Origin of the sequence: Psychrobacillus sp. L3, from assembly GCF_042945595.1 — a bacterium.
Lineage (GTDB): Bacteria > Bacillota > Bacilli > Bacillales_A > Planococcaceae > Psychrobacillus.
Genome location: NZ_CP168493.1, coordinates 2,836,202 through 2,856,754, shown reverse-complemented (window position 1 = coordinate 2,856,754; position 20,553 = coordinate 2,836,202). Strand labels below are relative to the sequence as shown.

The window sequence follows — 20,553 nt, the reverse complement described above, 5'->3', positions numbered from 1 at the left end:
ATGTAAATCTATGAAGATTTCTCTCTGTACTATCAGTCTTGTAAATCTTACCAGTGAAGTAAAGGGTGTCGTTAGTTTGTGTTTTTACATCTTAATCATCACCAACATATGCGATAAAATTCTTTATTTTCTCTTTAAGTGTCACTCCATCACCATCTTTCGTTATATTATATCTGCCTATTTTTCCAGGTTCAGAAGTAGAAAAGATAAATTCTTCTTGCAATGTATGATAAATTTTCTGTCCTTTGCTATTTGTTAAGGAAACTTCTATTTTTGGGCGATAAATATTCGGATGATCCTTCTCCTGTTTAATCTCCACGCTTTCTAAATGCATCTCTATATCTGTATCCTCTAGGAAATAGTCATACTTGAACACAAGATTGGAATTAATTAAGGATGTCAGAACACCTTCACTAAAATATTCACCAAAAGTGTTTGGAAAATAATCCATTAGGTCCGTGTATTCCTTTGATTGTAGAAGTTGATTATACTGCTCTTGGTTCTCCGCTTTCGTTTCACTTTGTAAATTCATCCAGTTGTTCATTAAACGCAAATACTCATCATCAGGTCCATTATATTCTCTCTCCAGCACTGCCATAATCACCTCTTCATTAGAAAGAGGCTTAGCTGATTGCTCTGTCTCTGAGGGATTAGAAATAGTAATGAAGAGAAAGGAGGCAATTGCTATTATTGCTAATGAAATAAAGGCAGGAAATATATTGCGTTTTCTCTTTGTTTCTATTCTATCTTTTAAGGCTAGTAACGAATTGCGCTTTGCTTCCTCTGAACGATCCACATCTTTCATTTCCTCAAAAAACTCATCAAATTCTTTACGTGGTTTCATTTGCAAGACCTCCTTTCTGATGAAACTCCTTTTTAAGTGCCTCAAGTGCTCGCGTCATTTTCATCTTTACTTTTGCCTCGGTCCAACCAAGTATATAGGCTGTTTCTTGAATGGAGCATTCTTGTACCTTTCGCAGGAGCAGTACTTCTCGATAATCTTTTTTTAGCTTACTTAAGGAGTCATACATCAAAGAAAGTTGCTCCTTTTGTTCCAATCGACTCTCTGGTGATAATGCGTTTGTTTCTAAATCATGCTCTTTTTCAAAGGAGAAAAATTGGATGACCCTTTTCCTTCGAAAATAGTCATAGGTTACATTACGTGCTATTTTTAATAGCCAGGTGGCAGTGGATGCCTGCATATTAAAGGCTTTTAGTCCTTTATATGCTTTATAAAATGTCTCTTGTGTAAGATCTTCGGCACATTCTCTATGAAGGACAAGTAAGTATATATAGCTGTAAACTCGATCGCTGTGCTCTCTGTATAGCTGTTCCATTTCCATCTTCTGACCTCCCCTTATTGCTATAGACGAAGGAACAAATAAAAAGTATCACTTTTACTTTAACCTTTTTAGGAAATAATTTGTATTTAATTCTATGTACAAAATAACCCACGATTTTATTGTTCAAAAAGATTATAATAAAACGTATCAAATGATTTTTGGAAGGGATGATATAAAATGATTGTCCAATTCTACACGAGACCAGGTTGTCATTTATGTGAAGAGGCAAGACTTATGCTGAAACTTGTGCAAGAAGATGTAGCGTTTGAAATAAAGGAAGTAAATATAGAAGAAGATGAAGCACTACACGAAAAATATATGCTGATGATTCCAGTAGTTGAATTCGAAGATGAAATTATTCAATATGGACAAGTAGATTACGCAACACTACTGGATGCATTGTTAAAATAGTGGTCCAGATTGTGTGTTTCATTAGATTTTATGCTACTCGCAATATCGTAGAGCATAATCACAATATTCATAAGTATTCTCGCAACATTTCCATGAGTATTCGCAAGTTAAGCATATGTACTCGCAACATAGAAGGTCATACTCGCAATATTTGCCCCGTTATGCCTAGCTTGACAGGATCCGTTTGACCTTCACCTATTTACTGTCTCAATATTTCCCAAAAATAATGCACTAGTATTGCCAATTAGCATATAGTATTGTATGATGATTTTAGAAATTCACTTTTTTTTATGTAAGTGGGACATTTTTTAAGTAAGTGGGACAAAAACGTACCAATAAGTTTGGAAGTGAAATATGGAATCTTTACTCACAGCTCAGTTAAAGCTAATTCCTGAAATGAGTGATTTATTACAAAAAAGGTACCAAGTACTTCAGATGATTCAATTATCTAAAGGGATTGGTAGGCGAGTTTTAGGAGAACAATTAGGTTTGTCAGAAAGAGACACTCGGAAAGAATTAGACGCATTAAGAAATCAAGGATTAATAGAAATATCACGTGATGGAGCAGCAATTTCTCCTGAAGGAACAAAAATATTAATGGAATTAAAAGAAGTCGTTCGCGAGTGGTCAGGGAGATTACAACTGGAACAAACACTTTCAAAAATTTTACACATAAAAGAAGTAATTATTGTTCCAGGAAATGTAGATACTAATACAAATGCAGCCATGCTTTTATCTCAAGAAGCTGCAAAGTTTTTGGAAAGCATTTTGACGGATGACAAAATAATCGCAGTAACAGGCGGTTCAACCATTGCATCCATCTCCAATTTTGTTCAAGATACAACAAAATGGAAAAACTTAATGTTTATCGCAGCTCGAGGTGGAGTTGGGAAAGATGTAACGTTACAAGCAAATACGATTGTCTCGCTTTTTTCCAATAAAACAAATGGATCCTATAGAACATTGTATATGCCGGATAGTTTAAGTGAAGAAGCATACACTACGATGAAGAAAGAGCCATTCATTCAAGAAATGATGGATCTATATGAAAAAACAAGCATTATTATTCATGGAATTGGTGATGCCGAAGAAATGGCTCGAAGAAGAAATTCTAGCGAAGAGGAAATCGAGCGTTTAAAAGAAAAAGGCTCGGTTAGTGAAGCGTTTGGTTATTATTTTAATGATCAAGGCGAAGCAGTTCACCGAATACGAACAATTGGAATTCAGTTAAAACAATTAAAAAATATAGAGCATCTACTTGCAGTTGCAGGTGGTGCCAAAAAAGCAAAAGCACTATTATCCTATTTTAAACAAGCGCCGGAACAAACCGTGTTAGTGACCGATGAAGGTGCTGCAAATGAAATGATGAACATAATCTCACAAACCAATTAGGAGGAATATAAAATGACAGTAAAATTAGCGATTAATGGATTTGGACGTATAGGACGTAAAGTTTTTAGAGAAGCATTAGAACAAAGTGAGTTAGAAGTAGTAGCAATCAATGACTTAACAGATGCAGCAATGCTTGCACACTTGTTAAAATATGATTCTGTCCATGGAATTTTAAATGCGGACGTTTCTTCTGAGGGTGATTATTTAATCGTAAACGGTAAGAACATTCGAGTTTTTGCTGAGAAAGACCCTTCAGCACTTCCATGGAAAGAACACGAAATTGATATCGTTATTGAATGTACTGGATTATTTAGTACAGCAGATAAAGCTGGGAAGCATATTGAAGCTGGAGCTAAAAAAGTAATTCTATCTCAACCTGCTAAAGACGATATGCCTACATTTGTTATGGGTGTAAATGCGGATAAATATAATCCAGAAACAGATCATGTAATATCCAATGCATCATGTACAACAAACTGTTTATCACCACTTGCAAAAGTTTTACAAGATCAATTTGGTATTAAACGTGGCATGATGACAACTATTCACTCATACACAAATGATCAACGCATTTTGGACTTGCCGCATAGTGATTACCGTCGTGCTCGTGCAGCAGGAGAATCTATGATTCCAACTACAACAGGAGCAGCATCAGCAGTTGCGAAAGTACTTCCTGAACTTAAAGGTAAATTAGATGGTATGGCTATCCGCGTACCAACACCAAACGTATCTTTAGTAGACTTTGTTGCAGAGCTTGAAAAAGAAGTAACAGTGGAAGAAGTTAATGCTGCGTTAAAACATGCTTCTGAAAATGAATTAAAAGGAATTCTTGCTTTCAATGAACTTCCATTAGTTTCAATTGACTATAATGGAAATACAGCATCTTCTACAATTGACGGACTTTCAACAATGGTATTAGGTGATAATATGGTGAAAGTATTATCTTGGTATGACAATGAATCAGGTTACTCTTCACGTTGTATCGACCTTGCATTACTTATGGCTAAAAAAGGACTATAATCAGCATAGCGATTATGGATTATAACCTCTATAATGAAAGAGGGTAAAAGGAGCAAGGGTTACCCTTCGCTCCTTATTTTTATACATATAAGGGGGCTTATCTCATGAATGAAAAACAAACAATGAGCGATGTAACTTTACAAGGAAAGCGTGTGTTTTGTCGTGTAGACTTTAACGTGCCGATGGAAGATGGAGCGATTACAGATAATACGCGTATTCGTGCAGCATTACCGACGATCAACCATTTAATCGAGCAAGGTGCGAAAGTAATTTTAGCTAGCCATATGGGTCGTCCAAAAGGCGAAGTGAAAGAAGAGCTACGTTTGACAAAAGTAGGAGAGCATTTAGCTAAACTTTTGGATAAGCCAGTAAAGAAATTAGATGAATCCATTGGTACTGCAGTAGAGCAAGCTGTTTCCGAAATGGCGGATGGAGACGTTCTATTATTAGAAAATGTTCGCTTCCATGCAGGGGAAGAAAAAAATGATGCAGAACTTGCAAAAGCATTTGCTAGTCTAGCGGATGTATACGTGAATGATGCGTTTGGTGCAGCTCATCGTGCACATGCAACAACAGAAGGAATTGCAAAATTACTACCTGCTGTATCAGGCTTGTTAATGGAAAAAGAATTAGATGTTTTAGGAAAAGCTTTATCTAATCCAGAACGTCCATTTACGGCAATTATTGGTGGATCAAAAGTGAAAGATAAAATTGGTGTTATCAATCATTTATTGGACAAAGTAGATAATATATTAATCGGTGGAGGTTTATCGTATACATTCACCAAGGCACAAGGGCATGATGTTGGAAACTCTTTATTAGAGGAAGATAAAATCGAATTGGCGCAGTCTTTTATGGAAAAAGCGAAAGAAAAAGGTGTTTCTTTTTACTTACCAGTAGATGTAGTCGTAGCGGATGAGTTTTCAAAAGATGCCAATACGAAAGTTGTCGATATCGACCAAATTCCATCTGACTGGATGGGGTTAGATATTGGACCGAAAACTGCTGCTTTATATGCGGATGTTATTAAAAATAGTAAGCTGATTATTTGGAACGGGCCTATGGGTGTATTTGAAATGGAAGTATTTTCAAATGGTACGAAAGGTGTAGCAGGCGCAATGGCTGAAACAGCTGGATATACAATTATTGGTGGTGGAGATTCAGCAGCTGCTGTTGAAAAATTCAATGTTGCAGATAAAATGGACCATATTTCAACTGGTGGAGGAGCTTCTTTAGAATTTATGGAAGGGAAAGACCTACCAGGAGTATCTGCTTTAAACGATAAATAATGGAGGAGAATGTATATGCGTAAACCAGTGATTGCAGGAAATTGGAAAATGTATAAAACACTTGCCGAAGCGAAAGATTTCGTTGAACAGTTAAAAGGTAAACAAGTGGATAGCAGCAAAGTGGAAACAGTTATTTGCGCTCCAGCATTATTCCTAGACCAACTTGTACATGTAGCAAAAGATTCTTTTATTTCTATTGGTGCGCAAACGATGCACGAGGAAAAAGAAGGAGCATTTACAGGGGAAGTCAGTGGACATCAGCTTCAAGATTTAGGTGTTCAATATGTTGTAATTGGACATTCCGAAAGACGTCAATATTTCAATGAAACAGATGAATCCGTCAATAAAAAGGTAAAAGCTTCGTTTGAGAATAACTTAACGCCTATTATTTGTGTAGGAGAAACTTTAGAACAACGTGAACAAAATGAAACAGAGAGCATTGTATCGACACAAGTAATGGCTGCTTTAGAAGGACTTTCGGAAGAAAATGTGAAAAATTCAATCATTGCGTATGAACCAATTTGGGCAATTGGAACAGGTAAAACAGCTACTGCAGATGATGCAAATGATGTGTGCCAAGCAATCCGTGAAACAGTTCTAGACGGATTTGGAGAAGAAGTTGCAAGTAGCGTTCGTATTCAATATGGCGGAAGTGTAAAACCGGAGAATATTGAAGAATTACTTTCAAAAGAACATATTGATGGCGCGCTAGTTGGTGGAGCAAGTTTACAAGTAGATTCATTCGTGAAGCTATTGGAGGCTGGTCAAAATGCCTAAAAGTCCAGTTGCTTTAATCATTCTGGATGGATTTGGATTGCGAAATGAATCGTATGGAAATGCGGTTGTTCAGGCAACCAAGCCTAACTTTGATCGATATTGGGCAGAATACCCGAATGCTACTTTAATAGCATCAGGTGAAGCAGTAGGCTTGCCAAATGGTCAAATGGGTAACTCGGAAGTAGGTCATTTAAATATCGGGGCAGGAAGAATTGTTTATCAAAACTTAACTCGAATTCATAAATCGATTCGTGAAGGGGATTTCTTTTTAGAGCCTAAACTTATAGCGGCAATTGAACATGCGAAGAAACATGGTGGGAAACTGCACTTATTGGGATTACTTTCAGACGGTGGGGTTCATAGTCATTACACGCATTTATTCGCATTATTAAAATTGGCAAAAGACCATGGGTTACAAGATGTATTTGTTCATGGATTTTTAGATGGTCGTGATGTCGGACCACGTACTTCAGTTGGGTATGTAGAAGAAACAGAAAAGCAAATGAAAGAAATCGGTGTAGGTAAATTCGCATCGATAAGTGGTCGCTATTATGCAATGGATCGCGATCATCGCTGGGATAGAGTAGAACTTGCTTATAAAGTGCTTGTTGACGGAGTAGGAAATACGGCTGAAACAGCAACGGCAGGTATTCTTCAATCATACGAGGAAGATATTGCAGATGAATTTGTTATTCCTTTCGTTATTGAAGAAGTTGGAAAACCAGTTGCGACAATTGGCTTGGGAGATGCAGTAATATTCTTTAATTTCCGACCTGATCGTGCGATTCAATTATCTTTAGCATTAAATACACCAACTTTTGATAGCTTTAAGTTAAGTGAAAAGCATCCAACAAATTTAAAGTTTGTGACGTTCACGCATTATAGTGATGACGTTGTATCGGATGTTGTTTTTGAAAAAGCAAACTTATCTAATACAATTGGAGAGGTTCTTTCCGCTCATCATAAAACACAACTACGCATTGCGGAAACTGAGAAATACCCACATGTAACATTTTTTATGAGCGGTGGACGTGAAGAGACATTTCCTGGAGAACAACGGATTTTAATAAATTCTCCAAAAGTGGCTACGTATGATTTGCAACCCGAAATGAGTGCATATGAAGTAACGGATGCACTTTTAGCTGAAATAGCAAATGACAATTTCGATGCAATCATACTAAACTTTGCTAATCCGGACATGGTTGGTCATAGTGGAATGCTAGAGCCAACGATTAAAGCGATAGAAGCAGTGGATGAGTGCTTAGGTAAAATAGTAGATGCCATTACTTCAAAAGGCGGATATGCGATTATAACAGCAGATCACGGAAATTCAGATGAAGTAACTACACTAGAAGGTCAGCCAATGACTGCACATACGACTAATCCTGTTCCTGTTATCGTAACAAAGAAAAATGTTGCCCTTCGTCCTAACGGAATTTTAGCCGATTTGGCACCAACCATGTTACACTTATTAGGGATAGAAACACCGCCTGAAATGACAGGTAAAACACTAATCGAAACGGAGAGTTAAAAATGCCAATTATTACACAGATTCAAGCTCGTGAAGTATTAGATTCACGTGGGAACCCAACAGTAGAGGTAGAAGTTTTTACAGAAAGTGGCGCATTTGGCCGTGCAATCGTTCCTTCTGGAGCATCTACTGGTGAATATGAAGCAGTAGAACTTCGTGACGGTGACAAAGCAAGATACCTAGGTAAAGGTGTTCTAAAAGCAGTAGAAAACGTAAATAACATAATCGCGGCAGAATTAGAAGAGAACTTTTCAGTTTTAGATCAAGTAGAAATTGATCATGCAATGATCGATTTAGATGGCACAGAAAATAAAGGAAACCTTGGTGCAAATGCAATTTTAGGAGTTTCCATTGCTGTTGCCCATGCTGCAGCAGACTATTTAGGACTTCCTTTATATCAATATTTAGGTGGATTTAATGCGAAGCAACTGCCAGTTCCAATGATGAATATTGTAAACGGTGGGGAACATGCAGATAATAATGTAGATATTCAAGAATTTATGGTAATGCCAGTTGGAGCAGAATCATTCCGTCACGCACTTCGTATGGGTGCAGAAATTTTCCATAGCTTGAAATCGGTATTAAAAGATGCAGGATTAAACACAGCTGTTGGAGATGAAGGTGGATTTGCGCCAAACTTAAAATCAAATGAAGAAGCATTATCTACTATTATGACTGCAATTGAAAAAGCAGGGTATAAACCAGGAGAAGATGTCCTTCTAGCAATGGATGTAGCAGCTTCTGAGTTGTTCAATAAAGAAGATGGTAAATACCATTTAACAGGTGAGGGCGTTGTAAAAACTTCTGAAGAAATGGTTGCTTGGTATGAAGAACTTTGCGAAAAATACCCAATCATCTCAATCGAAGACGGCTTAGATGAAAATGACTGGGCTGGACATAAATTACTAACAGAACGTTTAGGGAAAAAAATACAATTAGTTGGAGACGATTTATTCGTTACAAATACGAAAAAATTGGCACAAGGAATTGAACAAGGCGTTGGAAACTCGATTCTTGTAAAAGTAAATCAAATTGGTACTCTTACAGAAACTTTTGACGCAATCGAAATGGCGAAACGCGCTGGCTATACGGCTGTAATTTCTCACCGTTCAGGTGAATCAGAGGATGTAACAATTGCCGATATAGCAGTTGCAACAAACGCTGGGCAAATTAAAACAGGTGCACCTTCTCGTTCGGATCGTGTAGCCAAATACAACCAATTACTTCGTATTGAGGATCAATTATATGAAACTGCTCAATACTTAGGTAAAAAAACGTTCTACAACTTAAAATAATGATAAAAAGCTACTTAACGAGTGAATCGTTAAGTAGTTTTTTATAGAAATTATTCTAATAAACACCTGCAAAGCGGATTTAGCTCGCATTCGCACTCTTTTAACATAATTGTAAAATAGAGAGTTAGTGGAGTCCAAGAAATGGTTATTCCAACTTACCAAATGATATTTCCAACTAAAGCTTCCGTTTTTCCAACTAAATTGAATTTCCCTTTAAAAGAGGGCATCCATGTGAATGCTGTTTTTTATTTAAGAACAAATAAGATGTAATCTATTTCTATTAACTTTATTCATAAACAAAAAAACAGTGTGTTATATTTCTTGAATAGCATTATATTATTGATAGACAGTTGTAACTTCTAGTTGTTTTTGGTAAAATTAAAGTTGTTGTGAATGTTCTTATCAGGAGGTGGAATAAATGCATGAGTTTTTATTAACTTTATTAGTCATCGTATCGCTTGCATTAATCGTTGTTGTATTGTTACAATCGGGGAAAAGTGCTGGTCTTTCGGGAGCCATCTCTGGTGGAGCTGAACAACTTTTTGGAAAACAAAAAGCTCGAGGTATGGACCTTGTATTACATAGAGTGACGATAGTACTTGCAGTGTTATTTTTCATTCTAACTATTGCTGTAACCAAACTTTAAAACAGATTCGTACCGCCTGACCGACTTCTGATTGGTTAGGCGTTTTCTTTTAATTATTACATAATTTATTTCTAGCTTTTAGATTGGAGGGATTTATCCATGCGAATTTCAACGCCAAAACCTTTTTTCTTTGAAGCAGGGAAACGTGCAGTATTACTTCTCCATGGATTTACAGGCAATTCGTCTGATGTTCGAATGCTCGGACGCTTTTTAGAGAAAAATGGATACACATCATTAGCGCCACATTATAAAGGGCATGGAGTACCACCTGAAGAGCTTCTTGAAACTGGTCCAACTGATTGGTGGCAAGATGTGATGGCAGCATATGATCATTTAAAGGCAACTGGCTATGAGGAAATTGCGGTTGCTGGTCTTTCTCTTGGTGGCATATTTTCATTGAAATTAGGGTATACAGTTCCTGTGAAAGGAATTGTTACCATGTGTTCTCCAATGTCCATGAAAACAACGGACATTATGTTTGAAGGTGTATTAAAATATGCAAGAGAATATAAGAAGTATGAAGGAAAAACAGAAGAGCAAATCGAAGAAGAAGTAGAAGCAATTCGTCAAACGCCGATGGAGACATTGTCAGAGCTAAGAGAGTTTGTTTACAACGTGAAAGATCATGTCGATCATATTTATGCACCACTCCTTGTTACACAAGGTAAGAAGGATGTAGTCATTGATACAAATTCCGCAAATATCATTTATGATGAAGCGGAATCCATCGATAAAAAATTAAATTGGTATGAAAATTCAGGTCATGTCATAACACTTGGTTTGGAAAAAGAACAATTACATGAAGATATATTAAACTTTTTAGAGTCACTGGATTGGAATGTGTAAAACAACCTAAAAGTGCACACGCTGAAAAAGGAGGGATGTAACATGGAAAATATGAAAGAAACGCTACTCGAATTAATGCGCTCTGAAGAATATAAACCGTTAATGATAAAAGAAATCGAGAATCATTTTGGGCTTACGCATTCGGAGGAATTTAAAGAATTAGTGAAAACACTAGTTCAAATGGAAGAAAAAGGATTAGTTGTCCGTTCAAGATCGAACCGATATGGTATACCATCACGTATGAACTTGATAGTTGGAAAGTTTATAGGACATGCAAAAGGCTTTGGTTTTGTTGCACCAGAAGAAGAGGGAATGGATGATATTTTTATTCCACCAACTGAGGTAAATGGAGCTGTAAATGGAGACAAAGTGCTTGTTCGTGTGTCGCTTGAATCTAGCGGTGACCGAAGAGAAGGATCGATTATTAAAATTACGCAAAGAGGTACGACTCAAGTTGTTGGAACATTTCAAGATAATAAAGGATTCGGATTTGTTATTCCAGATGATAAGAAAGTTCCAATGGATGTATTTATTGCAAAAGGAGATACACTTGGAGCGATTGAAGGGCATAAAGTAGTTGTAGAAATTACGGATTGGCCAAATGAAAGAAAATCTGCAACAGGGATTGTCAAGCAAATTCTTGGCCATAAAAATGATCCTGGTGTCGATATATTATCGATTATTTATAAACATGGTATTACGATTGATTTTCCAAAGGAAGTAATCGATCAAGCGGAATCAGTACCAGATGCAATTGACGAAAAAGACTTGGATAATCGTAGAGATTTACGTGAAGAAGTAATTGTAACGATTGATGGTGCCGATGCAAAAGACTTAGATGATGCGGTTACCGTGACTAAATTCCCGGATGGTACATTTAAGCTTGGTGTACATATTGCGGACGTAAGTCATTATGTAACAGAAGGGTCACCACTTGACCGTGAAGCATATGACCGCGGAACAAGTGTATATTTAGCAGACCGAGTTATTCCAATGATTCCACATCGTTTATCAAATGGGATTTGTTCGTTAAACCCACATGTGGATCGATTAACATTGTCATGTGAAATGATCATTGATGGTTCTGGTATGGTGACATCGCATGAGATTTTCCAAAGTGTTATTCGAACAACAGAAAGAATGACTTATACGGATGTATACAAAATTTTAGAAGAAAAAGATGCTGCATTAATGGAACGATATGAGCCGCTTGTGCCAATGTTTGAAACAATGGCTGAGTTAGCAGCTGTATTAAGAGAAAAGCGAAAAAATCGTGGAGCAATCGATTTTGATTTTCCAGAAGCAAAAATAATTGTTGATGAAGATGGTTGGCCAACGGATGTTGCGATACGGGAACGTACGGTTGCAGAACGTCTAATTGAAGAGTTTATGTTAGCTGCCAATGAAACAGTAGCGGAACATTTCAAATGGATGGATGTCCCATTTATTTACCGAATCCATGAAGATCCTAAACCGGAAAAACTGCAACGCTTTTTCGGATTTTTAACAAACTTTGGGCTTGTTGTAAAAGGGACAGGAAATGATATTCACCCGAAAGCATTACAAGAAATTATTGAGTCCATTGAAGGCATGCCAGAAGAACCGGTAATTTCTACAATGCTTTTAAGATCGTTACAACAAGCGAAATATCATGCTGATTGCTTAGGACATTTTGGTTTATCAACAGAATATTATACGCATTTTACTTCACCAATTCGACGTTATCCCGATTTAATCGTTCATCGATTAATTCGTACGTATTTAGTAAATGGAGATGTATCGCAAACAACGATTAGTCATTGGGGTGCGATTATCGATGATATTGCAGAACATACGTCGAAACGCGAAAGACGTGCAGTAGATGCAGAACGTGATACAGATTCACTGAAAAAAGCACAATATATGGCGGATAAAATCGGCGAAGAGTTCGAAGGTATTATTAGTTCTATTACAAACTTTGGTATGTTCATCGAGCTTCCGAATACAATAGAAGGTCTTGTGCACGTAACGAATATGACCGATGATTATTACCGTTTCGATGACCGTCAATTGATGATGATCGGTGAGCGTTCAGGGAAGCAATTCCGAATCGGTGATGAAGTGACGATTCGAGTAGCAGATGTGAAAGTAGAAGAATCTGCAGTTGACTTTGAAATCGTCGGCATGAAAAAAGCATTCCACCGTACTAGAAAAGAAGCACCAAAAGTAATTCACGCGCAGAAAAAAGATAGAACTCCTGCTAAAAAAGGAGCTTCTCAACCAGGTCCGAAAACAGGAGTCAATCAGAAAAAGAAATTTTACGAAACGGTTGCGAAAAAATCACAACGACGTAAACGACCGAAGAAAAAATAAAGGAGCGATTAAGTCGCTCCTCTCCAGCTTTTGAGAGGTGAATGAGATGGCAAAAAAGCCTGAGGATAAAGTGCTTGCACAAAACAAAAAAGCAAACCATGACTACTTTATCGAAGAGACGATTGAAGCAGGTATTGTACTACAAGGTACGGAAATCAAATCGATTCGAAATGCTAAGGTACAGTTAAAAGATGCATTCATCCGAATTCGGAACAATGAAGCATGGATCTCCAATATGCATATTAGTCCATATGAACAAGGAAATCGCTTCAACCATGACCCACTGCGATCACGCAAACTACTTTTACATAAAAAGCAGATTAGTACATTAATCGGAGAAACAAAACGAGATGGCTACACCATCGTTCCGCTTAAAATGTATTTAAAAAATGGCTTTGCAAAAGTATTAATCGGAGTCGGAAAAGGGAAGAAAGAATACGACAAACGAGACGTGTTAAAGAAAAAAGAAGCAAAACGTGATATGGATAGAGCATTCAAAGAGCGCAATCAATAACGTTTCACTTGAATTTTGACCATATTTGATGTATAGTGAGTATGTAACAAAGCTTATATTCCATAAACGGGGACGTTATGGATTCGACAGGGATAGTCTGAGCTTGAGTTGCGCGTCGGAGGCTCGGCTCCGTAAAAACGGAACTTATAACAACAGGCAAAACAAACAACAACTTAGCATTCGCAGCGTAAGCTCGGATCTGCTTTATCTATCCATCGCCCATGTGGCTAGGTAAAGCTCAACTTTAGTGGGATACGGTTGGCAGTGCCACTTGAGCTGTCAGCAAGAGATTTCCAAGTTAGCGTACATGACGCCCGCTTGTCGGCATAGTGCTACGCGAATCCTAAATAGGCAAGATACACGCGTAGAAGCTTAAGTGTTAGAGTTTCTGGACGCGGGTTCAAATCCCGCCGTCTCCATACTTATTTTTAGCAGTAGAAACACTGTTAAATCAATGTTTAAACAATATTGGGGGTATTTGATAGGAGTTGAACTCTTATTGAATATCCCTGTTTTGTTACTAGGGTAAAATACACTTATTTATATGAACTTAGTTTATAAACCTTCTGATTCCAATTTGGATTAGGAGGTTTTTTTGTGTCCAATATTAGAAAACATGGTGTTTATGTTGTTGAAGAATTAGAGTCGAATTTTATAAAAGGGGGACAAAAACCAAATAAAAGTTGGACACCGATAAGCTATGGAATGGAAATTGTATTTAAACAAATGCAGATAGCTGGTAATAGACCACGTACAATTCAAAGCTATGATTATATATTTAATCAGTTTGTTCAATACAATGGGTTGGTCTTTATCGAAGAAATCAACTCCGATTCTATTTATACCTACCTAGATAATATTGATGTTTCAATTCAGACAAAAAAATCCGTTTGAAAACAATTAAAGCGGTACTAGGGAAGATTTATTTCAACAATTGGTTAAAGGATAACTTTTGGAAGAACATTCATATCAAAGTTGATAAAGAAGTTAAAGCTTCCTCTAAAGAATGTGATATCCAGAAGTTGTTTCATCTAATAGATAAATCAACATTTATCGGTTTTAGGAATGACGCTGCTATCAAGTTAATGTTTCAGACTGGAATTAGGATTCACACTTTATGCGAGATAAAAGAGCGGCATATTGATTTTGAAAAGAATTGTTTAAACTTAGACGGTTCTACATTGAAAAATCATAAATATTTGAAGCTACCGATAGATGACGAACTTGCAGAAATATTGAAGCTACTAATAAAACAAAATGAAAAAATTAAAAAACATTTTAAGACTAGTAGCACGAACGTATTTATTAGCCAAAACGGATTAGCTATGAATACGACTAAATCATCAAACTGTGCCATTGCAAAGCAACTTAATAAATATAGTAAACGATTTGGATTAGAGAACATTAACGCACATGCGATTAGAAGGGGGTTTGCAAAGAATCTATTGGAGAAGGGTGCTAGTGTTCCTCTGATAAGTAAAGCCTTAGGACACTCTGATTTAGCCGTTACCACACAGTATTTGGACTTAGACATAGAAGAAGTATCAAACAGTTTAAAGCAATATCTGTGAACAAATAATAAAGGAAGTGCTGGAAACACTCCCTTTGTTTAATACATTGCACTATAAGTTTTGCGACAAAGTAGTGCGAAACCCATCAACAAATCGACCAACAATCGATAACTGAATATGAGTTAGATTGCCTTTATTTTACTTCAAAAAATGATGAAATGTCAAAGGTCTAGTTTGCTATTGCCTTTTTTAGCAAAAACTCGTTCGTGGAAACCTAGTAACACGAATAAAAAATAAACTTGACAGGTTATGACGTTCCCAAAGCAAACAAACGTCTAGCACTCAATATAAGCGTTCCTTGTTTCGCTTTGAGTGTGAATGGTGTTAGCGACCATTAACGGCTAGGAGTGGAAGAATTGAGTTGTTACGGCAACACAGAACACACCAGAGAGTACGATTTTACAGAATTCCACTATAGATGGAATGTATTGACGATATGACGGAAAAGGCTTTAAATCGAATTGTATGAACTCACGGGGGCAATAGTAGTGTAGTAGGTGTGTTGATTTGAAAGAATCACATTTAACAAGGGCATACATATACGGATACCTCAAATGACGGATTCATGTACATAAAAGATGCAAATGACTGTCTATGTTTCAGATTCTATTAATTTAGTTTCGGAAATGTAGGCAGTCATTTTTGCACCAAGCCGTTGTCCTCAATTCTGGCTTCATGTTGGGGGAAGCACTGAAATAATGCAAGTAAACATGAAGAAATAAATAAAAAAAGAGAACCACCATTATTGGCAGACTCCCTTTTCGGCAACTTAATTAATAGAAATAGTAATTTCAGCATCTTCTAATAGATCATTCATTGGAAGTTCAAGAATAAGGTAATTAACATAACCGAATACTGCTTTTTCGACTTCTTTAGTTATTTTATATTCTATACTTAAGAATTCAAGATGAATGATGTATTTCAATTTCAGTAGGTTAAAATATATATTTTTATCTTGTTTATATGTTTGTCTAAGTTCTAAAACTTCACTTACTTTAATTCCATTTAATGATTTTAAAGCTAACTTCTGGATTAATTCCACGTGTAAATTTGATTGTAAGTTTAATTCTTTTTTCATTTTATATCCACCTTTTTATTGTTTTATTTTGTCTTACAGACCTATAACAACGCTTGGTTCAAAATCAGACACGTTTTTATAAAAAAAGAATAAGGAACAAAATTGGAAGGGTTTGTATCACATTTTGTCGAAGTATTATTTGAAAGGTGAGTGAAGAAAATGAGTAGAAAAAAATTAATGTACAGTATCTTAAAGGAATTGGAACAAGGTAATGAACCAAAACAATCTGATTATGAATTGAATGGTGAACAGTGGGGGGAAATTGCAGTACTAATTAGGGATGAAGGGTATGCGAAAAATATAATGGTGCAATATGCTAATAATACGGTTTATAATGTAGGATTTCATTCAGCAAAGATAACAATGAAGGGTATTGAATTTTTAGAAGAAAACAGTGCTTTATCAAAAACATATAAAGGGATAAAAGAAATTCGCGATTGGCTGAAGCTATAAATTAATTTTAGTTCGTATTCCTACACTGTACTGGAAATGTAGAAGAACTATAAGAAGGGTGGTGTTTAAAATATGCCAAATTGTGATTGGGGTAAACCATGTACTTGTATTGATTGTCGTACCAAAACCTTCAGTATTCCTTGCAATTCTTGCGGTTTCAATACAAGCGTTTCTTATGAAATGAGTCATGATGGGGGTAGTACCGATAGTAAAGGAATCTTTAGTTATGACTTTCAGGAACGAACAGATAAATCATCTGAAATAAACTGTTATAAATGTGGTTATCATATAACTGGTGTTTCTTATTATGAAAAGTTAGAAGAACGTCGAAATGAAATAAAATTGAATGAAAATGTATGTGCGGAATGTGGAATAAGAGAATTTGAATCAATTAGAATAATTCAATATAGAGAATGGAAAAATGAAACATTATGTTTAGATTGTCTTGAAAAGAAATTAATAGTTGAATTACCTGATCCTTCTACCGAAGATAAGAAATTTAAGGTAAGTGTAAAATCAATGACATATGTATTGGACAAGGTTTTGATTCCTTGCATAACTTGTGGTAGGAAACGCTGGTTAAAAGCTGATAATCAGTGGAGAAAGCAATGTATTAACTGCTATAAAAAACATTGTAATTGATTTTGAATTAATATTCGAAAGAATTTTAGTTCAATAACAGAAGCCAAACCAACATATATAAAAAGAAAAGTGGAAGGGACGGCCTTGAACGTATCACGGAACAAGTAACCCTTTCCAATACACATATAAGCGTAAAAATCAGCAATTTAAACAGTCTTCTTACGCTTCATTCTATTGTTGTCAATCATATCAAATTCAGAAATTAAATTTTGATCTGGTGCATTGATTCCCTTCCAAAAAATTCGTGGATTAAGCTTTAAGTATGTTTCATTTTTGCTGGAAATTTTTACGAATGTTTTTTGATTATTCAGCAGTAAAGAAGATAGTGATTTACTCATTTTCTTACTGTCGTTTAAACCTAATAGTTCAGCAATTTCTGAAAGTGTATAGTATTCGATTTCATCAATATCTTTAACTTCAGGATTCTTACAAATAATATTGCTGGAATGGTGCAAATAAGGAACAAGTGCAAAAATCGGATATAAAGAAATAACTGAATATTTCCGTTTCTCGTTTTCCTTTTTAGCTTCATACAGTTCGCGAACCTGATTCACATAGGTTCTTACTAACGTTTTTGGTTTTGCTTTTCCTTTAGTTTTACCATAAAAATTATAAGCTTCATTCCATTTGAAAGCATCCCTTGAAGGAATAATTACTTGATGCTTAGTCAGCTTGTTAAAGAATAATGAACACGTGTTTCTGCTTACTTTCAGTTTTCCCTGACTATCAGATTTAGAAAGCTTTACACCGTTATCAAACGATAAATAACCAGTGCCATTTACTTAGGTTGCAAGGTAAAATATCATAGTCAAATCAGACTTATCAAATTCAGGCGAATGAATTAAATGTTGAATTTGTACAGGATATGACCAAATAAATTTACCAGCTTCAGCATTAAATTCAGCAAATTCTTCTTTTGCTTTTTCGTTTAGCTTCATAAAATCATCTTGTCTTTTGCTTCTTAAATAGTGTTCTTCAGGGTTAAAGCTACCCACTTTTTCACCAGTTTCAGGGTTATAAATTACATAATTGTTTTCCACGTTCTGCACATCCTTTTAAGTTTCATTTACAAACCTAAAACAATGTTTTCACGTGATTCAGACTGATGTTACAAAAATAAAACAAGTATAAAAAATAATACTTAATAAATAAGACAGGTTTAGATTGACCATTTCGACAATCGGGCAAATATGTTATTATAAGAATATATAAATATTATGAATATTTTACTTTGTAACGTAGTATTAATAGGAAGAGAGATAAATTGATGATTATTGATATTCAAACAAAAAAAGAAATTGAAGTTTGCTTTCGCGAATTAACAAAAGCAGATATCGTAAAATATAAACTACAAAGAAAAGATGGTTGGTTTAATTGGAGAGATGAAATAAAAAAAGAAAACAACCAAGTGTTTGGATTATTTGTTTTAGGGAATAATGATGATATTCAAGGTGTCATTTCTATTGAAGAGGTGGGTCAATACGTTTTTGTTTCTTTAATGGAATCATCTCCTCATAACAAATTTAACCAGTCCCAACGAAGATATGCGGGTGTTGGAAAAAACCTGTTATGTTTTGCAATAGACAGAAGTTTTACAGAAGGATTTGAAGGATTTGTAGGGCTTTACGCGAAAAAGAATCACAATGAAAAGTATTATCAAAAATTAAAGGCAAAGTGCACCCATGTAGATAAAGATACAGGAAAACCTTTTTATACTTTCTATCCAAATGAATCCCATATACTTATTAATGACCATTTTGCAGGAGGTGTTAAGATATGTTCAAATTAACAAGCACTGCCTTTTTAGCAATGAAAGAGGATCAAGATGGTGTGATTTCGGACATCGACGACATGGACGAAGCCATTCCAAGCGGAAAATATGTATCACCCAGTCCTAAACCTCCAAGAATTCGATTTAACGACATGTATAAATTCTGTCAAGACAAAGAAATTAAACTGGAAGACTTGACTGAAGAACAAAAGAAACAATTCTTTTATTAAAAAGACCAAAGAACATTTCCTTGGCCTTTTTTTGATTATACAGTTCTTACGCATATATTTTCTTATAACAAATACATTATCCTGGCGAAAACACCAATCAACATTTAGGTGTTTTTTTGTACTAAACAATGTCATGGTCGCTTTTTTTGTGCAAAATAATGGTTCTTGGTTGCTTTTTTTTTGCATGGTTAAAGTGACTGTAACCGTTGGGAGAGTATGGGTGAAGGTACTTTTCAAGTCGTTTGGTGTCTATTACTATAACAAATCAGGTAAAGACGATTCTGAACAAATAATAAGTAAACCGTTACTATTGCTTCGCAAGGGGAAGAAAAGCATTTCCCCATAAAAAAAATACAAAAGATGGTGCTGAAAAGGTGTAAGTATTTCAGTGTAATAGCAGAAAGATATTTGTATAAGTTAATCATCTTGGATGGGGTGCTTTTCCCCTGACAAGTATCTTTTATCTTTTGATTTTGAACTATTACGGATAGATCCGCATTGAACCGTTATGGTAAATGTCATGTTCATGTCATGTTATAGCTGATAAAGCTTGATGTATCAATGGTTTACATGGTGTTTTAAATGTCATGGTGTGGGTGTGTAGCTGGTATATATCAGTGGTGTGCAGTTATAAAGGGGGTTATCTGTTCACAATTTAGACGCATTTTATAGAACTGGTGGGGAACTGGTGAAAAGTACATGAAATGGACTGTCCGTGTGGAAAAGAAAATGTGTGTAAAAGGAATACGCTTGATAGTATTTATTGATTATTAATATTCATTTTCATCTACGAAAAAAGAAACCAGTTTATTAAACCAGTTCCTTTTGCTTTTTCTTATGTCGTTGTAATGTGCTTTTGCTTATACCGGTCATTGCTTCAACTTGTGAAAATGAATTAGTTTCTAATAGTTTTATAGCGTGTTTAATATGTTTACCTTCAAACTTATTCGGTCTACCTTCCTTAAAGTCAGGGTTCTGTTTTGCAATTGCTTTACCTTCTTGTGTACGTTCCACAATCATATTTCTTTCAAGTTCAGCAACTGCTAATAAAGTAGTTAAGAAGAATCGTCCCATTGAAGTATCTTCTAATAGTCCAACATTCAGCACATGAAGCTTTACACCTTTTGCAAATAACATTTCTATAACTTCAATAACTTCTTTAGTATTACGTGCTAAACGATCTAATTTAGTGACTACCAGGGTATCACCTTCAGATAAGACTGAAAGCAGTTCCTGAAATTGTGGTCTATCTGTTTTCGTACCAGTAAACTTTTCTGAACGGATCACTTCGCAACCTTCAGCTTTTAAAGTTTGTAATTGTGTTTCTAAATCTTGGTTTAATGTTGATACACGTGCATATCCATATTTCATTTACATATCAATCCATTTCCA

Annotated in this window: 23 protein-coding genes and 1 other RNA gene; 18 read left to right on the top strand and 6 right to left on the bottom strand. The window is 35.6% G+C overall.

What is annotated here, in order from left to right; translation table 11 throughout:
• Nucleotides 1-91: 91 nt before the first annotated feature.
• On the bottom strand, nucleotides 92-844 hold the full coding sequence (locus tag ACEPXD_RS14130; RefSeq protein WP_391116906.1) for a hypothetical protein: 753 nt from the start codon (nucleotides 842-844) through the stop codon (nucleotides 92-94).
• Complete coding sequence (locus ACEPXD_RS14125) at nucleotides 831-1,343, bottom strand: RNA polymerase sigma factor (RefSeq protein WP_391116905.1); 513 nt, start codon at nucleotides 1,341-1,343, stop codon at nucleotides 831-833. Before ACEPXD_RS14125 ends, ACEPXD_RS14130 begins: the two co-directional genes overlap by 14 nt.
• A gap of 177 nt (nucleotides 1,344-1,520) precedes the next feature.
• On the opposite strand from ACEPXD_RS14125, the gene ACEPXD_RS14120 reads away from it, so the two are divergent.
• The 14 genes from ACEPXD_RS14120 to ACEPXD_RS14055 all read left to right on the top strand — a co-directional run bounded on the left by ACEPXD_RS14120 (nucleotide 1,521) and on the right by ACEPXD_RS14055 (nucleotide 14,987).
• Nucleotides 1,521-1,754 (top strand): glutaredoxin family protein, encoded by a 234-nt coding sequence (locus ACEPXD_RS14120; protein ID WP_391116903.1) that lies wholly within the window; start codon nucleotides 1,521-1,523, stop codon nucleotides 1,752-1,754.
• Between the two features lie 354 nt (nucleotides 1,755-2,108).
• Nucleotides 2,109-3,146 (top strand): sugar-binding transcriptional regulator, encoded by a 1,038-nt coding sequence (locus tag ACEPXD_RS14115; RefSeq protein ID WP_391116901.1) that lies wholly within the window; start codon nucleotides 2,109-2,111, stop codon nucleotides 3,144-3,146.
• A 12-nt stretch (nucleotides 3,147-3,158) separates the two neighbouring features.
• Nucleotides 3,159-4,166, top strand: coding sequence for a type I glyceraldehyde-3-phosphate dehydrogenase (gene gap / locus ACEPXD_RS14110; RefSeq protein WP_391116899.1), 1,008 nt, complete (start codon nucleotides 3,159-3,161; stop codon nucleotides 4,164-4,166).
• Between the two features lie 104 nt (nucleotides 4,167-4,270).
• Nucleotides 4,271-5,455 (top strand): phosphoglycerate kinase, encoded by a 1,185-nt coding sequence (locus ACEPXD_RS14105; RefSeq protein WP_391116897.1) that lies wholly within the window; start codon nucleotides 4,271-4,273, stop codon nucleotides 5,453-5,455.
• 15 nt (nucleotides 5,456-5,470) lie between these two features.
• Complete coding sequence (gene tpiA / locus ACEPXD_RS14100) at nucleotides 5,471-6,232, top strand: triose-phosphate isomerase (RefSeq protein WP_391116894.1); 762 nt, start codon at nucleotides 5,471-5,473, stop codon at nucleotides 6,230-6,232.
• A complete protein-coding gene (gene gpmI, locus ACEPXD_RS14095; protein WP_391116892.1) occupies nucleotides 6,225-7,763 on the top strand; it encodes a 2,3-bisphosphoglycerate-independent phosphoglycerate mutase in 1,539 nt (512 codons plus the stop codon). Before tpiA ends, gpmI begins: the two co-directional genes overlap by 8 nt.
• 2 nt (nucleotides 7,764-7,765) lie before the next feature.
• Nucleotides 7,766-9,058 (top strand): phosphopyruvate hydratase, encoded by a 1,293-nt coding sequence (eno, locus tag ACEPXD_RS14090; protein WP_391116890.1) that lies wholly within the window; start codon nucleotides 7,766-7,768, stop codon nucleotides 9,056-9,058.
• A gap of 418 nt (nucleotides 9,059-9,476) precedes the next feature.
• Complete coding sequence (gene secG, locus ACEPXD_RS14085) at nucleotides 9,477-9,704, top strand: preprotein translocase subunit SecG (protein WP_391116888.1); 228 nt, start codon at nucleotides 9,477-9,479, stop codon at nucleotides 9,702-9,704.
• A 99-nt stretch (nucleotides 9,705-9,803) separates the two neighbouring features.
• Entirely contained in the window at nucleotides 9,804-10,550 is a 747-nt protein-coding gene (locus ACEPXD_RS14080) for an alpha/beta hydrolase (protein WP_391116886.1), read from the top strand.
• 42 nt (nucleotides 10,551-10,592) lie between these two features.
• Nucleotides 10,593-12,902, top strand: a complete 2,310-nt coding sequence (rnr, locus tag ACEPXD_RS14075; protein ID WP_391116884.1) for a ribonuclease R — start codon at nucleotides 10,593-10,595, stop codon at nucleotides 12,900-12,902.
• Between the two features lie 46 nt (nucleotides 12,903-12,948).
• Nucleotides 12,949-13,416, top strand: a complete 468-nt coding sequence (gene smpB / locus ACEPXD_RS14070; protein ID WP_151700834.1) for an SsrA-binding protein SmpB — start codon at nucleotides 12,949-12,951, stop codon at nucleotides 13,414-13,416.
• A 68-nt stretch (nucleotides 13,417-13,484) separates the two neighbouring features.
• Nucleotides 13,485-13,838: a transfer-messenger RNA gene (gene ssrA, locus ACEPXD_RS14065) on the top strand.
• Between the two features lie 175 nt (nucleotides 13,839-14,013).
• A complete protein-coding gene (locus tag ACEPXD_RS14060; protein WP_391116882.1) occupies nucleotides 14,014-14,310 on the top strand; it encodes a hypothetical protein in 297 nt (98 codons plus the stop codon).
• The gene (locus ACEPXD_RS14055; protein WP_391116880.1) at nucleotides 14,307-14,987 is read left to right on the top strand and encodes a tyrosine-type recombinase/integrase; all 681 of its coding nucleotides are present in this window, start codon (nucleotides 14,307-14,309) and stop codon (nucleotides 14,985-14,987) included. The genes ACEPXD_RS14060 and ACEPXD_RS14055 overlap by 4 nt, the downstream gene beginning before the upstream one ends.
• 769 nt (nucleotides 14,988-15,756) lie before the next feature.
• Here ACEPXD_RS14055 and ACEPXD_RS14050 read toward each other — a convergent pair.
• The gene (locus ACEPXD_RS14050; RefSeq protein ID WP_391116878.1) at nucleotides 15,757-16,065 is read right to left on the bottom strand and encodes a hypothetical protein; all 309 of its coding nucleotides are present in this window, start codon (nucleotides 16,063-16,065) and stop codon (nucleotides 15,757-15,759) included.
• 159 nt (nucleotides 16,066-16,224) lie between these two features.
• On the opposite strand from ACEPXD_RS14050, the gene ACEPXD_RS14045 reads away from it, so the two are divergent.
• On the top strand, nucleotides 16,225-16,518 hold the full coding sequence (locus ACEPXD_RS14045; RefSeq protein ID WP_391116877.1) for a YjcQ family protein: 294 nt from the start codon (nucleotides 16,225-16,227) through the stop codon (nucleotides 16,516-16,518).
• Nucleotides 16,519-16,590: 72 nt separating this feature from the next.
• On the top strand, nucleotides 16,591-17,160 hold the full coding sequence (locus tag ACEPXD_RS14040) for a hypothetical protein (protein WP_391116875.1): 570 nt from the start codon (nucleotides 16,591-16,593) through the stop codon (nucleotides 17,158-17,160).
• A gap of 146 nt (nucleotides 17,161-17,306) precedes the next feature.
• Here ACEPXD_RS14040 and ACEPXD_RS14035 read toward each other — a convergent pair whose 3' ends face one another.
• Together ACEPXD_RS14035 and ACEPXD_RS14030 are read right to left on the bottom strand one after the other, a co-directional pair.
• Nucleotides 17,307-17,714, bottom strand: coding sequence for a hypothetical protein (locus ACEPXD_RS14035; RefSeq protein WP_391116873.1), 408 nt, complete (start codon nucleotides 17,712-17,714; stop codon nucleotides 17,307-17,309).
• A gap of 228 nt (nucleotides 17,715-17,942) precedes the next feature.
• Nucleotides 17,943-18,200, bottom strand: coding sequence for a hypothetical protein (locus ACEPXD_RS14030; RefSeq protein ID WP_391116871.1), 258 nt, complete (start codon nucleotides 18,198-18,200; stop codon nucleotides 17,943-17,945).
• A 227-nt stretch (nucleotides 18,201-18,427) separates the two neighbouring features.
• Between ACEPXD_RS14030 and ACEPXD_RS14025 the strand changes: the two genes are divergently transcribed.
• The gene (locus ACEPXD_RS14025; RefSeq protein WP_391116870.1) at nucleotides 18,428-18,949 is read left to right on the top strand and encodes a hypothetical protein; all 522 of its coding nucleotides are present in this window, start codon (nucleotides 18,428-18,430) and stop codon (nucleotides 18,947-18,949) included.
• The gene (locus ACEPXD_RS14020) at nucleotides 18,937-19,161 is read left to right on the top strand and encodes a hypothetical protein (protein ID WP_391116868.1); all 225 of its coding nucleotides are present in this window, start codon (nucleotides 18,937-18,939) and stop codon (nucleotides 19,159-19,161) included. The genes ACEPXD_RS14025 and ACEPXD_RS14020 overlap by 13 nt, the downstream gene beginning before the upstream one ends.
• An 810-nt stretch (nucleotides 19,162-19,971) precedes the next feature.
• Here the strand turns inward: ACEPXD_RS14020 and ACEPXD_RS14015 are convergent.
• Nucleotides 19,972-20,532 (bottom strand): recombinase family protein, encoded by a 561-nt coding sequence (locus ACEPXD_RS14015; RefSeq protein WP_391116866.1) that lies wholly within the window; start codon nucleotides 20,530-20,532, stop codon nucleotides 19,972-19,974.
• Between the last annotated feature and the right edge of the window lie 21 nt (nucleotides 20,533-20,553).